Raw genomic sequence first — 14,402 nt, 5'->3', positions numbered from 1 at the left:
GCGGAAGAAGTAAATGAATTAATGAGCGAACGCGCAATGTTTGTGTTTTAATTCACTATTATATTTATAAAAAAATCCCGCAATTGCGGGATTTTTTATACTTGAGAAAGTGGATACTAGTTTTTGTATCTTCTTTCTTTGATTTTTGCTTTTTTACCAGTAAGTTCTTTAAAGTAGTAGATACGAGCTCTACGAACTTTACCTCTTTGGTTTACTTCAACTTTCTGTAATGCAGGTAAATTTACTGGAAAAATACGCTCCACTCCAATAGCTCCAGACATTTTACGAATAGTAAAAGTTTCGGTAGCTCCAGTTCCTCTTCTTTGGATTACAACTCCTTTGAAAAACTGAGTTCTAGTTTTTTCTCCCTCTTTAATTTCATAGTACACAGTGATTGTATCACCAGCACCAAATTCTGGGAAATCTTTTCTTGTAACAAATTCGTTATTAACGAAATCAACTAAATTTGACATATTCTTTAAAAATAAAAAATTCGATTCAAAACAACATTCACGTCTATCGCCAGAGGTTGATTCAAAGTGGGTGCAAAAGTATTAAAAAAAATCAAATAAACAAATTTCAAATTCGAAAATATTTGAAAATGGATTTTCGGACAATGGATTTTCATAATATCGGAATATCTGAAAATCAGATCATCAAAATAAATTAATCATTTTCCAATAAATCGGGTCTTCTATTTTTTGTGTGTTCGTAAGCCATATCTTCTCGCCATTTTTCAATTTTAGGAAAATTCCCACTCAACAATATTTCAGGAACTTTCAATCCATTATAATCGGCAGGACGAGTGTAAATAGGAGGTGATAGCAAATTATCTTGAAAGCTATCGGTCAAAGCTGAAGTTTCATCACTCAAAACACCAGGAATTAAGCGTATAATCGCATCACAAAAAACAATGGCGCCAATTTCTCCACCACTTAACACATAATCACCAATCGAAATTTCTCTTGTAATATGCATATCGCGAACCCGCTGGTCTACACCTTTATAATGTCCGCATAAAATCATAATATTTTCATACATAGAAATTGAGTTGGCCATTTTTTGGTTCAACGTTTCCCCATCAGGAGTCATGTAAATAATTTCGTCGTAAGTTCTTTCGGTTTTAAGTTTTGAAATGCAAGCATCTATTGGTTGTATTGTCATTACCATACCAGCACCGCCACCAAATTGGTAATCATCAACACTCTTTTGTTTGTTGGTCGTGAAGTCTCTTAAATTGTGAAAATGAACTTCCACCAATCCTTTTTCAATGGCACGTTTCATAATCGAAGCTTCAAACGGACTTCGCATCAATTCAGGTAAAACGGTAATAATATCTATTCGCATGATGCAAAGATAATTGTTTATTTTTTAGTGGCCGATAAAGAATATACCATCGGAATCTTATTTTCTAAATGTTTGATTCTGAATTTATTTGGTTCAAATTCTTCTGTTTCATTAAAACAATTGTAAGGCGAATAATCAAATTCATTGAATGAATTCAGTTCCAAACCATTTGTTATCAATGCATTTAATAGTTCCGATGAAGGATGATTCCATGTAATGGTTTGATTTGCAATTTCTGCCTCTCGATCGGCATAAGTTCCAGATTCATCTTCTATAATGGCTTCGGTATTAAAATAATTGTAAAAAACTTCTTTAAAATCGTTATCAAACATCCAAACTACTGGATGAAAATCGGCCATAACAAATTTGCCTCCTGATTTTAAAAGCTGTGAAATTACTTTTGCCCATTTGTCAAGATCAGGAAACCAACCAATTGTTCCATAACTGGTAAATACTATATCAAATTGTTCATTCAGATGATTGGGTGCGTCATAAATATCGCAGCAAACAAAAGAGGCATCTAAATTTAATTTTTCATTGATTTCTCTAGCTCTTTCAATGGCTTTTTCTGAAAAATCTATTCCTGTAGCAATTGCGCCCATTCTGGAAAAAGTCATAGTATCTTGTCCAAAATGACATTGCAAGTGCAACACTTTTTTGCCTTTTACGTTACCAAGTAATTCTAATTCTATAGCATTTAAAGTTGATTTTCCTTGAAGAAATCCCTTCATGTCATAAAATTCAGAATCAATATGAACATCAACTTTATCATTCCAAGTCGATTTATTTATATTGATGTAGTCTTTCGTTTTCATGGTATTTATTTTTGTATATCAAATCTACTATTTATTTTGTAATTTTGCACTTTCAAATTAAAATTCAAAACAATGGAAAACGGAATATACGCTAAATTTAATACTGCAAAAGGTGCTATTTTAGTAAAATTAACACACGATTTAACACCTGGTACAGTAGGAAACTTTGTAGGTTTAGCAGAAGGTCAATTAGAAAATTCGGCAAGACCAATGGGAACTCCTTATTATGACGGATTAAAATTTCACCGCGTTATTCCTGATTTTATGATACAAGGCGGTTGTCCACAAGGGCAAGGCACAGGTGGTCCTGGTTATAATTTTGATGATGAGTTTCATCCAAGTTTAAAACATGATAAACCAGGCGTATTGTCAATGGCAAACGCAGGTCCAGGTTCAAATGGTTCTCAGTTCTTTATTACACACATTCCAACCAACTGGTTAGACGGAAAACACACTGTTTTTGGTCACGTTATAGAAGGTCAAGATGTGGTTGATGCTGTTGAAGGTAATGATGCATTAGAAAGTATTGAAATTATTAGAGTAGGAGACGAAGCTAAAAATTGGAATGCTATTGAAGCGTTTAGAACTTTTGAAGGTTCACGTGCAAAAAGAATTGAAGAACAAAAAAAAATGGCAGAGGAAGCTTTAGAAAAATTAGCCGCTGGTTTTCAAAAAACTGAAAGTGGTTTACGTTACCAAATTATTCAAAAAGGGAATGGTACACAAGCTGAAAAAGGTAAAAAAGTATCGGTGCATTATCAAGGGGCTTTAGAAAACGGGCAAGTTTTTGATTCTTCTTACAAGAGAAAACAACCAATTGATTTTCAATTAGGTGTTGGTCAAGTAATTGAAGGATGGGATGAAGGTGTTGCTTTATTAAAGGTAGGAGACAAAGCACGTTTTGTAATTCCTTCATACTTAGGATATGGCTCTAGAGGTGCAGGAGGAGTTATTCCACCTGACGCAACTTTAGTATTTGATGTTGAATTAATGGATGTAAAATAAATAGTGATTTAAATACAGAAACATTCCTGAGACATTGTCTTGGGATTTTTTTTATATTTACCTCAAATAAAATTAAAATATGAAAATAGCATTTTTAGTTGTGTTCACAATTATGTTGAGTTTACTTTCTTGTAATACTCAAAAGCAAGTAATAGCTCCTGTTCAAGCCACAGAAGTTGTGACTATAAATATGGAAGAATCTGGAGAAAAAATGTTTCAAAAACGTTGCGCAGAGTGTCATGATTTATATGCACCCAATGCTTATACATCACAAGAATGGGATCCAATCGTCTTCGAAATGCAAAAAAAAGGAGGATTTTCAAACGATGATACGTACTTGATTTTGGACTATTTGAAAAAAAACGCGAAACCATAAAAAATGCGAAAAGTTCCCTTTTTCTTTCTACTTTTTTCATTGAACTTACTTGGGCAAGTGCCGCATTGTGGATTTGATTTCACTTCATATTTAGTTGTAAAAGCTCATGAAGAAGGAAAATCGGATAATATTGCCGATTTGAAAATATTCGTGGTTAACGAAAAAGGAGAAGAAGTTATCAACGAAAACAATAAATTCAGCTGGAAATTTGGTAATCAGCCTTTAATGTTTACCCGAAATCACTTAATTAGTAAGCCAAACGAACCTGAAAAATGGTTTTTTCCCTATGCTGGCGATACCTATTTGCTTTCGGTAACAAATACTTTTCCTGCGGAAGAATTTTATATCAAAATTCAAGATACAAAAGGAAAATTTAAAGAACAATTAGTCCAATTGCAAACTTTTAATATGTACATTTTATGTTCGAGTGAAAACGAACGCCAAGCGCGTACTTTTGGTCCTCGAACAAATAATCCCATTGAAGTGGTATTACTTAAAAATAATAAATAGAATCTTCAGAATTGGAATAAATTTTTTTTAGGAATTGCATTTTCTTACTTTTGCATCACAACACAACAAATTATGTACAAACTAATCATTCGACCTTTATTATTCTGCTTTGATCCTGAAAAAGTACATTATTTTACCTTTTCACTCATTCGTATTCTGAATAAAATTCCAGGTTTTTCTTCTTTGGTTAAAATGCTATACGAAGTAAACGATCCTCTTTTAGAACGCGAAGTTTTCGGAATTAAATTCAAAAATCCTGTCGGATTAGCTGCTGGTTTTGATAAAGACGCGAAGCTGTATCAAGAGTTATCGAATTTTGGTTTCGGATTTATTGAAATAGGAACCTTAACACCTGTTGGACAAGAAGGAAATCCTAAAAAACGTTTGTTTCGCTTAAAAGAAGACAATGCTATTATCAACCGAATGGGTTTTAATAATGGTGGTGTTAAAGAGGCAATCGAGCGTTTAAAAAATAACAAAAGCGTTTTAATCGGTGGAAACATCGGAAAAAATAAAGTTACGCCAAACGAAGAAGCGGTAAAAGATTACGAAATTTGTTTTGAAGCGTTGTTTCCTTATGTCGATTATTTTGTGGTTAATGTGAGTTCGCCAAACACTCCAAATCTTCGAGAATTGCAGGATAAAAAACCGTTGACAGAGTTGTTGCAAACACTTCAAGACAGAAATAATTCAAAGCCAATTCAAAAACCAATCCTTTTAAAAATCGCACCCGATTTAACTGATGAACAGCTTTTAGACATCATTGATATCGTTAACGAAACTAAAATTGCGGGTGTAATTGCAACCAATACTACAATTTCTCGCGATGGTTTACAATCGGAAAATAAATCTGAAATGGGCGGTTTATCAGGAATACCATTAACCAATCGTTCCACAGAAGTCATTCGTTTTCTATCGGAAAAAAGTAATCAATCGTTTCCAATTATTGGAGTAGGAGGCATTCATTCAGCAGAAGATGCTATCGAAAAACTTAATGCTGGCGCAAGTTTGGTTCAATTGTATACTGGTTTTATTTATGAAGGTCCTGCTTTAGTAAAAGCGATCAACAAAAAGATTTTAGAGCAGATTTAAATTTGCTATCTTTGAAGTTATGAATCCAATCAAAATTATCGAATGTCCGCGCGATGCCATGCAAGGCATTAAACCGTTTATTCCTACTGATAAAAAGGTGAAATATATTCAATCGTTATTGCGTGTAGGCTTTGATACTATTGATTTTGGAAGTTTTGTTTCGCCTAAAGCGATTCCGCAAATGCAAGACACATCTGAAGTTTTAGCCCAATTAGATTTATCGGCAACGAGCAGTAAATTATTAGCCATAATTGCCAATACGCAAGGAGCTCAAAACGCTTCAATTCACAAAGAAATTCAATATTTAGGTTTCCCTTTTTCGATTTCAGAAAACTTTCAAATGCGAAATACACACAAAACAATTGCCGAAAGTTTGATTACACTTCATGAAATTTTAGAAATCGCGGATAAATCGAATAAAGAAGTCGTCACTTATATTTCAATGGGCTTCGGAAATCCATATGGTGATCCTTGGAATGTTGAAATTGTGGGTGAATGGACTGAAAAATTAGCGAATATGGGGGTGAAAATCCTATCAATTTCTGATACCGTTGGAAGTTCTACTCCAGAAGTAATTGATTATTTGTTTTCAAATTTAATTCCGAAATATCCAACTATTGAATTTGGTGCGCATTTACACACTACAGCCGCCAAATGGTTTGAAAAAATTGATGCAGCTTACAACGCAGGTTGTCGCCGTTATGATGGTGCTATTCAAGGTTTTGGAGGATGTCCTATGGCAAAAGACGACTTAATAGGCAATATGCCAACGGAAAAATTGTTGTCCTATTTCACTACTAAAAAAGAAAATACCAACACTAGTCCCATGAGTTTTGAAAGTGCTTATAATGAAGCGACAAAACTATTTGGAGAGTTTCATTAGTAGAAGCTGATTCCAGCTATACATTTCAAGATTTCATAAATATTTCTTTTTTTGTAAGCACTAAAAAGAGCTTCTTAAGGCGCTTTTTTAGCACAACAAAAAATAAAAATCTTTCAATGAAATGCTTTTCATTACTATCTGGGCTAAAAACTAATCCTATTAGTATTCACTATTCACTTTTTTTCGTATATTTGCATGCAATTTAACATCTACAACAAATTGCACCATGAAAGCACACACTTCTAAAATCGTTGGCGAAGGACTTACATACGACGATGTTTTGCTTATTCCAAATTATTCAGAAGTTTTACCACGTGAAGTAAATATTCAATCGAAGTTTTCGAAAAATATTACCTTGAATGTTCCTATCGTTTCCGCAGCAATGGACACGGTTACCGAAAGTTCAATGGCAATTGCTATGGCACAAGAAGGCGGTATTGGCGTGTTACACAAAAACATGTCGATTGAACAACAAGCAGCAAAAGTAAGAAAAGTAAAACGTGCCGAAAGTGGTATGATTATCGATCCGGTAACGTTGCCTTTATCAGCTACGGTTGGTGATGCTAAAATGGCAATGAAAGAATTTAGCATAGGCGGAATTCCAGTGGTAGATGAAAACGGAATTTTAAAAGGAATTGTAACCAATAGAGATTTACGATTCGAAAAAATAAATACCCGTTCTATTCTTGAAGTAATGACCTCTGAAAAATTAGTTACAGCCGCTCAAGGAACTACTTTGCAAGAAGCAGAAGGTATTCTACAAGAAAATAAAATTGAAAAATTACCAGTAGTTGACAACAACAATAAATTAGTAGGTTTAATTACCTTTAGAGATATTACTAAATTAACGCAAAAACCAATTGCAAATAAAGATAGATTTGGTCGTTTACGAGTTGCTGCAGCTTTAGGAGTAACTGCTGATGCAGTTGATAGAGCAACAGCTTTAGTAAATGCTGGTGTTGATGCTGTAATTATTGATACCGCTCACGGACATACAAAAGGAGTAGTAGATGTTTTAAAAGCAGTAAAAGCAAAATTTCCAAATTTAGATGTAGTAGTGGGTAACATTGCTACAGCTGAAGCAGCTTTATATTTAGCTCAAAATGGAGCTGATGCAGTGAAGGTAGGAATTGGTCCAGGTTCTATTTGTACAACGAGAGTTGTTGCAGGTGTTGGATTTCCTCAATTTTCTGCGGTTTTAGAAGTGGCTGCGGCTTTAAAAGGAACAGGTGTTCCCGTTATTGCAGATGGTGGAATTCGTTACACAGGAGATATTCCAAAAGCAATAGCAGCTGGAGCTGATTGTGTGATGTTAGGTTCGCTTTTAGCAGGAACAAAAGAATCGCCGGGAGAAACCATTATTTTTGAAGGAAGAAAATTCAAATCGTATCGAGGAATGGGATCTGTTGAAGCGATGCAAGAAGGTTCAAAAGACCGTTATTTTCAAGATGTAGAAGACGATGTTAAAAAATTAGTTCCAGAAGGAATTGTTGGTCGTGTGCCATATAAAGGAGAATTAAACGAAAGCATGCAACAATTCATAGGCGGTTTAAGAGCCGGAATGGGCTATTGCGGATCAAAAGATATTCAAACTTTGCAAGAAAGTAGTCGTTTCATTAGAATTACAGCAAGTGGCATTGGTGAAAGCCATCCTCATAATGTAACCATTACAAAAGAAGCTCCAAATTATTCCCGTTAAGTGATTAGTGAAAAGTAATTAGTGAAAAGCAAAAAATCCATTCCGAAATATCAGAATGGATTTTTTATACAGAATATCTATTCCTGTCTATATTCAAAATCGTAATTTTTTATTTTCCATTTATCCTCGAAAGCAAAGCTTATTTTTAAGAATAAAGTATTTTTCCTTAATTCATAATAATTTTCGACATCATCTTTGCTAATTATCTTTTGACTTAATAGCTTAATTGTAGGCATATTTGAAAAGATTTCTTCATCTTCTTGCGAATTTGTAATTAAATCATAATCTAAACCAGAAACTACTCCATCATAAATTTTTTCTTCCTTTAAATCCTTTCCAACACTCAGCAAATGATTTTTTAAATTTTCAACATATAAATGACTGACATAGCCGGTTTTTTCAAACTCTTTAACGTATTTAGTCACTTCAGTTTCGTCGATATAGTAGGCCATTGAATCATTTTTATTAACATATCCGCCTTTTAAATAGTTAATTTTTCCTAGCTTGTTACTATTTAATTTATACCAATTAAAAAAAGCAATTGTTATATCCTTAAATTCATTGTTATTTGAAAACTGTAAAGAATCAGCTTTCATTGATTTTAAATCTTCATCCGTTTTTTTATTACAAGAAATTAAAAAACACAAGAAACATAACAATAATAATTTTAATACTTTACTCATAATACTTTACTCATAATACTTTACTCTAAAATTAAATTCCCAAATAATTACTTGGTGTAATTTGCATTAATTCGGCTCTAACTTCTTCAGAAACTTTTAAAGTTCCAATGAAATTATGAATCGCTTCTTTATTGATTACAGAATTTGTTCGGGTTAAGTCTTTTAAGGCTTCATATGGATTTGGATAACCTTCACGTCGTAAAATTGTTTGAATTGCCTCAGCAACAACTGCCCAGTTTTTCTCTAAATCTTCTTCAATTTTGTCTTCGTTTAATAGTAATTTGTTCAATCCTTTTAAAGTCGCTTCAAATGCAATTAACGTGTGGCCCATTGGAACACCAATATTACGCAACACAGTACTATCGGTTAAATCGCGTTGCAATCTTGAAAGTGGTAATTTTGCTGAAAGATGTTCGAAAATCGCATTGGCAATTCCTAAATTTCCTTCTGAATTTTCAAAATCAATTGGATTTACTTTATGTGGCATTGCAGAAGAACCAATTTCGCCTGCTTTTATTTTTTGTTTGAAATAATCCATTGAAACATAGGTCCAAATATCTCTATCTAAGTCAATAATTATCGTATTGATTCGTTTTAAAGCATCAAAAAATGCGGCAAAATGATCGTAATGTTCAATTTGAGTGGTAGGAAAAGAATGGTGTAATCCCAAACTATTTTCTACAAAATTAGATCCAAATTTTTTCCAATCGGTACTTGGATACGCCACTTTATGAGCGTTGTAATTTCCGGTTGCACCTCCAAATTTAGCCGCAAAAGGAACATTGAATAACAAACGCATTTGCTCTTCTAAACGTTCTACAAAAACTAAAATTTCTTTTCCTAAACGGGTAGGAGAGGCAGGTTGTCCGTGAGTTCTGGCTAAAAGTGGAATGTCTTTCCATTCCATAGCTAACTCTTTTAATTTAGCTATTACTGAAATTAAACTTGGTAAATATACGTTTTCAAAAGCTTCTTTAGTAGAAAGTGGAATTGCAGTATTATTGATGTCTTGAGATGTCAATCCGAAATGGATGAATTCTTTGAAATCTTGTAAACCTAATCCATCAAATTTTGACTTGATGAAATATTCAACAGCTTTTACATCATGATTCGTTGTTTTTTCGGAATCCTTGATCCAAAGTGCATCTTCGGTAGAAAAATTTTGATAAATAGCTCGTAACGAATTGTAAATTGTTTTATCAATTTTAGCTAGTTGAGGTAAATCAGCCTCACGCAAAGCAATGAAATATTCAACTTCAATTAAAACGCGGTATTTGATTAAGGCTTCTTCTGAAAAATAAGGAGCTAAAGAAACGGTTTTATTTCTATAACGACCGTCAATTGGTGAAATAGCATTTAATTCTGTTAGTTGCATGTTGTTGTGTGTTGTTAACGAAGTACAAATTTAGTAATAAGTGATAAGTAATTAGTAATTAGTTAGTAGTTTTTTATTATAAATTTAAAAGTTCTTCATTCAATATTTTCATTCCTTCAACTGCCGATAGATGAAGTACTATTAGCTTGTTGGGTAAATCGTAAATTGAAGCAGGTTTTAGATCAATATAATAAAGAACATTAAAGAACAACAATTTTTTTCATTCTGGTATTTTCTTTTTCTTTGTAGTAAATTTAAGAAAAAAATGGACGCCAAAAAACAGGAGCTTTTACACTATTTAGAAGGTTTTATAACTGAAAACAGAAAAGAGGGTTTTTTACGAGTGTTGCAAAATAGAACTAAACATTTCACGATTGCAATGGAAGATATATTTCAATTGCACAATACCAGTGCAGTGATGCGTAGTTGTGAGGTTTTTGGTATTCAAGAATTGAACGTGATTGAACAGAAATTTGGCAAACGAATTGATACCGAAATCGCAATGGGAGCTCAAAAATGGGTTGATGTGTTTCGATACAATTCAGTTCAAAGTTGTATGGATGAGATGCGAGCTAAAGGATATCAAATTATTGCGACTACTCCGCATGACGAATCTTGTTTGTTGCATGAATTTGATATTTCTAAGCCTGCTGCTTTATTTTTTGGAACGGAACGCGATGGTTTATCTCAAGAAGTACTGGATCAAGCTGATGGATTTTTGAAAATTCCGATGGTTGGGTATACCGAAAGTTTAAACATTTCGGTTTCGGCAGCCATCATTATTCAAGACATTAGTACTCGATTGCGACAATCAGCAATTAATTGGCAATTAACCGAAGAAGAAATTTTGGAAAAACGATTAGATTGGACTCGAAAAACAATAAAAGATATTGAATTTATTGAAAGAAAATACTTAGAAAACCAAGATTAGTTGGGTGCTTATTTATTTTTTTTCAACACTTTATATTCTTCATAACACAAGCTAATTGCATCCATAATTTGAAGGTCGTTAGCTGTTTGAATAAAGTATTCTGAATAGTTGCAATTTTGTAATATTAACGGAATATCGTCTTTATCAATTTCTAAAAGAGCAGCTAAGGTTTCTCGGTCAAACTTGGTAGCTAAAAGATTTCTAACCGTATCGTCTTTTTTCATTTCCTTTAGCTTTTTCATTTCCTTTGGTCGTTTTCCAAAAGTATTGTATAAAAAATCGGCGGGATTAAAAATAGAACCTAACACTTTTGAAACTGCACCAGGAGCTTTGTCACCCGCTTCATAACCTGCGTTTAGACCTGAAATACTATAGCGATACCCGTCATCAGCCACAGGAATTAATTGGGTATCTACTTCAACGTAACCCGTTAGTTGGTATTGTCTAATAACGACTTCATCAAGTACATATGCTTTTTCGGAAAGATAAATTTTAGTGGGGTTGTTTTTAATCCAGTCATTGGTAACTTTTACTTTAACTGTTTCAAAACCGATGTAAGAAAATAGCAGTGTATCATTAAGTTTTGTAGCAATTTCAAAAGTACCACTTCCAGAAGTTGCCGTTCCAGTAACTCGTGAAGCATTAATTACATTTACATTACCTATTGGTAATTTAGTTTCATTATTAACCACTGTACCTTTGATGTTTACTATGGTATCTTTTTGCGCCCAACTTACATTAGCAGCTAAAACAAATAAAAAAACTACAAAATATCTCATTCTTTATAATATTGATTCAAAAATACGAATCTAAAGAGGATATTTTGTAGTTTTTAGTAATTTTATAAGAAAATTAACGAAAAGCGATTAGCTCTTTCTTGGTCTTCTTGGTCTTGGGGTATCACCAGTACTTTCAGATCGTCTTGGTGCTCTATCAGAAAAACCGCCTTCTCTTCTTGGAGCAGTGCTACTTCTTTCGCCTCTAAAACCACCTTCTCTTTTTGGTGCTGAACTATTTCTATCGCTACGAAATCCGCCTTCTCTACTACCACTATCTCTTCTTGGAGCAGAACCACTTCTTTCGCGGTTAAAGCCACCTTCGCGTCTTCCGCCACCAAATCCACCACTAGAACTTCTTCCATTGTGATCGCGTCTTCCACCACCGTCGTTTTTAGAAATTTCTACGTTGATTCTTCTTCCGTTCATGTCATAACCGTTAAGTACAGACATTACTTTATCAGTATGTTCGCCATCAGTATTAAAGAAAGAGAAACCTTCTTTTACGTCAACTTTGAATACGTCATCACGGCCTAAATCTAATGTTTCTTTGATAAAATCTTTCAATTGCATCCAATCGAAATCATCTCTAGTACCAATGTTAATGAAATAACGCACAGGATCACCTGCTCTTATTTCTCTTGGTTCAGAGCTTCTTTCACGGTCATTACTTCTTTCTCCTGTGATATCACGTTTTGATTTGTAATAATTAATGAATCTATTAAATTCAACCGATACCATTTTCTTAATTAATTCTTCTTTAGATAAACCATCTAAAACTTCGTTAATTGCAGGTAAATAATTTTCAATTTCGTGATCAACTTCGGTATCTTTAATTTTATTAGCTAAGTGTAACAACTGAATTTCGCAGATTTCAATACCTGATGGAATTGTTTTTTCTTGGAATTTTTGTTGGATAATACGCTCAATAGAGTGTATTTTTCTGATTTCACTTTTCGTAATAATTACAATTGAAGTTCCTAATTTTCCAGCTCTACCAGTTCTTCCTGAACGGTGATTGTAGGTTTCAATTTCATCTGGTAACTGGTAATTTACAACGTGCGTAATATTTTCAACGTCAATTCCACGAGCTGCAACATCTGTCGCAACAAGCATTTGAATTTGACGACCTCTAAACGATTTCATTACCCCATCACGTTGTGCTTGCGATAAATCTCCGTGTAAGGCTGCAGCGTTATAACCATCTTCGATAAGTTTTTCTGCAACCGCTTGTGTGTCTCTTTTAGTTCTACAAAATACAACCGAGAAAATATCAGGGTTTGCATCGGCTAAACGTTTTAAAGCTTCATAGCGGTCACGAGCATTCACACAGTAATATTCGTGTGAAACGGTAGCTGATCCCGAGTTTTTACTTCCTACAGTAATTTCAACTGGAGAAGCCATGAATTTTTTTGCAATACGCGCTACTTCAGCAGGCATAGTCGCAGAGAATAACCAAGTGTTTTTCTCGTCTGGTGTGTCCGATAAAATGGAACAAATATCTTCGTAGAATCCCATATTTAACATTTCATCTGCTTCATCTAAGATGCAAAAATCGATGTTTTTAATGTTTACAAGACCTCTGTTAATCATGTCTTGCATTCTACCTGGTGTAGCCACAATAATTTGTGCACCACGTTTAACTTCTCTAGCTTGATCTGTAATGCTTGCACCACCATAAACAGCCACAGTATGTAACCCCTTTATGTACTTTGAGTATAATTTAATCTCGTTGGTGATTTGTAAGCATAATTCGCGCGTTGGCGATAAAATTAATGCTTGAGTATTTCTATTTTCAGCATCAATTTTTTGAATTAGTGGAAAACCAAAAGCGGCCGTTTTCCCTGTTCCTGTTTGCGCTAGGGCAACTAAATCTGTGTTTTGTTCCAATAGTACTGGAATCGCTTTTTCTTGCACTTCTGACGGATTCTCAAATCCTAGATCTTTAATCGCCAGCAGTAGCGACTCATTCAATCCTAATTGTTCAAATTTATTCATATATTATTTTAAATTGGGTGCAAAGGTAGGGTTAAAATACTATATAAACTAATTTGTTAGGTATTGATTTTCAGTTTGTTAAATATTTTTTAGATTTGTTTTTAGGACGAAAAACTTGAAATCAGCAGAATAGTGTCTTAGTGTTTTGATAAAAAAGCTATTAATTGGGCAACAGCAATCCCTCGATGACTAATGTGTGCTTTTTCTTCTAAAGTAAGTTCTGCAAAGGTTTTATCGTGTCCTTCGGCGATGAAAATTGGGTCATATCCAAAACCGTTTGTGCCTATTTTTCCATCAATTATTTTTCCATTAATAATACCTGTAAATAGTTGTTGTGTGCCATTTAAATTAAGACAAATGACTGTTTTGAAATTGGCATTTCGGTTGGTTTTATCTTTTAATTCCGATAAAAGCTTATCCATATTATCATTTACATCTTTTTGTTCGCCGGCATAGCGAGCAGAATAAACACCAGGTGCTCCATTCAAAACTTCCACTTCAAGACCAGTGTCATCGGCAAAACAATCGTAACCATAGTTGGAGGTAACATAATTGGCTTTCATAATCGCATTTCCTTCAATAGTTTCAGCTGTTTCAGGAATGTCTTCGGCGCAACCTATATCTTCCAAACTAATAATCTGTATGATATCAGATACTAAGGCTTGAATTTCTTTGATTTTATTCTTGTTATTGGAAGCGAAAACGAGTTGCATGAGAAGTTATTAAGTCCTCAAAAGTAGGTTTTTGAGGACTATAATACAATTTAATAGGTTAAAAAAATCACTCAAAAAATGATTTTTGTTATTATTGTCTAGTGTAAGTTAAAACTACTCCATTAGCAAAAGTACCTCTTAACCGATTAGCGTCTAATAATTCGTAATTTCCAGTTTCCTCAGTATTGTCTTCATAGGT

15 protein-coding genes are annotated in these 14,402 nt (G+C 33.7%); 7 read left to right on the top strand and 8 right to left on the bottom strand.

Translation table 11 applies throughout. The features are described 5' to 3' along the window. Positions 1-116: 116 nt before the first annotated feature. From rplS to ACIQZC_RS04980, 3 genes are all read right to left on the bottom strand, one after another. The gene (gene rplS / locus ACIQZC_RS04990) at positions 117-473 is read right to left on the bottom strand and encodes a 50S ribosomal protein L19 (RefSeq protein WP_396138138.1); all 357 of its coding nucleotides are present in this window, start codon (positions 471-473) and stop codon (positions 117-119) included. A 193-nt stretch (positions 474-666) separates the two neighbouring features. After that, on the bottom strand, positions 667-1,347 hold the full coding sequence (trmD, locus tag ACIQZC_RS04985) for a tRNA (guanosine(37)-N1)-methyltransferase TrmD (protein ID WP_396138137.1): 681 nt from the start codon (positions 1,345-1,347) through the stop codon (positions 667-669). A 17-nt stretch (positions 1,348-1,364) separates the two neighbouring features. Next, positions 1,365-2,162, bottom strand: coding sequence for a class I SAM-dependent methyltransferase (locus ACIQZC_RS04980; RefSeq protein ID WP_396138136.1), 798 nt, complete (start codon positions 2,160-2,162; stop codon positions 1,365-1,367). 72 nt (positions 2,163-2,234) lie between these two features. On the opposite strand from ACIQZC_RS04980, the gene ACIQZC_RS04975 reads away from it, so the two are divergent. From ACIQZC_RS04975 to guaB, 6 genes are all read left to right on the top strand, one after another. Beyond that, positions 2,235-3,167, top strand: coding sequence for a peptidylprolyl isomerase (locus ACIQZC_RS04975; RefSeq protein ID WP_396138135.1), 933 nt, complete (start codon positions 2,235-2,237; stop codon positions 3,165-3,167). A 79-nt stretch (positions 3,168-3,246) separates the two neighbouring features. After that, positions 3,247-3,543, top strand: coding sequence for a hypothetical protein (locus ACIQZC_RS04970; protein WP_396138134.1), 297 nt, complete (start codon positions 3,247-3,249; stop codon positions 3,541-3,543). Positions 3,544-3,546: 3 nt separating this feature from the next. Further along, on the top strand, positions 3,547-4,053 hold the full coding sequence (locus ACIQZC_RS04965; RefSeq protein WP_396138133.1) for a hypothetical protein: 507 nt from the start codon (positions 3,547-3,549) through the stop codon (positions 4,051-4,053). Positions 4,054-4,125: 72 nt separating this feature from the next. Beyond that, a complete protein-coding gene (locus tag ACIQZC_RS04960; RefSeq protein WP_396138132.1) occupies positions 4,126-5,145 on the top strand; it encodes a quinone-dependent dihydroorotate dehydrogenase in 1,020 nt (339 codons plus the stop codon). Positions 5,146-5,164: 19 nt separating this feature from the next. After that, positions 5,165-6,028, top strand: a complete 864-nt coding sequence (locus ACIQZC_RS04955; protein ID WP_396138131.1) for a hydroxymethylglutaryl-CoA lyase — start codon at positions 5,165-5,167, stop codon at positions 6,026-6,028. 226 nt (positions 6,029-6,254) lie between these two features. Next, the gene (guaB, locus tag ACIQZC_RS04950; protein ID WP_396138130.1) at positions 6,255-7,727 is read left to right on the top strand and encodes an IMP dehydrogenase; all 1,473 of its coding nucleotides are present in this window, start codon (positions 6,255-6,257) and stop codon (positions 7,725-7,727) included. A gap of 77 nt (positions 7,728-7,804) precedes the next feature. Here the strand turns inward: guaB and ACIQZC_RS04945 are convergent, their stop codons facing one another. Together ACIQZC_RS04945 and purB are read right to left on the bottom strand one after the other, a co-directional pair. Continuing rightward, positions 7,805-8,410 (bottom strand): hypothetical protein, encoded by a 606-nt coding sequence (locus ACIQZC_RS04945; RefSeq protein WP_396138129.1) that lies wholly within the window; start codon positions 8,408-8,410, stop codon positions 7,805-7,807. A gap of 31 nt (positions 8,411-8,441) precedes the next feature. Next, entirely contained in the window at positions 8,442-9,785 is a 1,344-nt protein-coding gene (gene purB, locus ACIQZC_RS04940) for an adenylosuccinate lyase (protein WP_396138128.1), read from the bottom strand. A 265-nt stretch (positions 9,786-10,050) separates the two neighbouring features. Between purB and ACIQZC_RS04935 the strand changes: the two genes are divergently transcribed. Beyond that, positions 10,051-10,716, top strand: coding sequence for a TrmH family RNA methyltransferase (locus ACIQZC_RS04935; RefSeq protein WP_396138127.1), 666 nt, complete (start codon positions 10,051-10,053; stop codon positions 10,714-10,716). 8 nt (positions 10,717-10,724) lie between these two features. Here the strand turns inward: ACIQZC_RS04935 and ACIQZC_RS04930 are convergent, their stop codons facing one another. From ACIQZC_RS04930 to ACIQZC_RS04920, 3 genes are all read right to left on the bottom strand, one after another. Beyond that, positions 10,725-11,495: a carboxypeptidase-like regulatory domain-containing protein gene (locus ACIQZC_RS04930; RefSeq protein ID WP_396138126.1), complete on the bottom strand. Its 771-nt coding sequence runs from the start codon at positions 11,493-11,495 to the stop codon at positions 10,725-10,727. Between the two features lie 87 nt (positions 11,496-11,582). Continuing rightward, positions 11,583-13,490: a DEAD/DEAH box helicase gene (locus ACIQZC_RS04925; protein WP_396138125.1), complete on the bottom strand. Its 1,908-nt coding sequence runs from the start codon at positions 13,488-13,490 to the stop codon at positions 11,583-11,585. Between the two features lie 137 nt (positions 13,491-13,627). Further along, the gene (locus tag ACIQZC_RS04920) at positions 13,628-14,203 is read right to left on the bottom strand and encodes a non-canonical purine NTP diphosphatase (protein WP_396138124.1); all 576 of its coding nucleotides are present in this window, start codon (positions 14,201-14,203) and stop codon (positions 13,628-13,630) included. Between the last annotated feature and the right edge of the window lie 199 nt (positions 14,204-14,402).

Origin of the sequence: Flavobacterium sp. (genome assembly GCF_044338735.1) — a bacterium.
GTDB lineage: Bacteria > Bacteroidota > Bacteroidia > Flavobacteriales > Flavobacteriaceae > Flavobacterium.
Note: the sequence above shows the minus strand (reverse complement) of the source record. Positions and strands in the feature narration are given on the sequence as shown.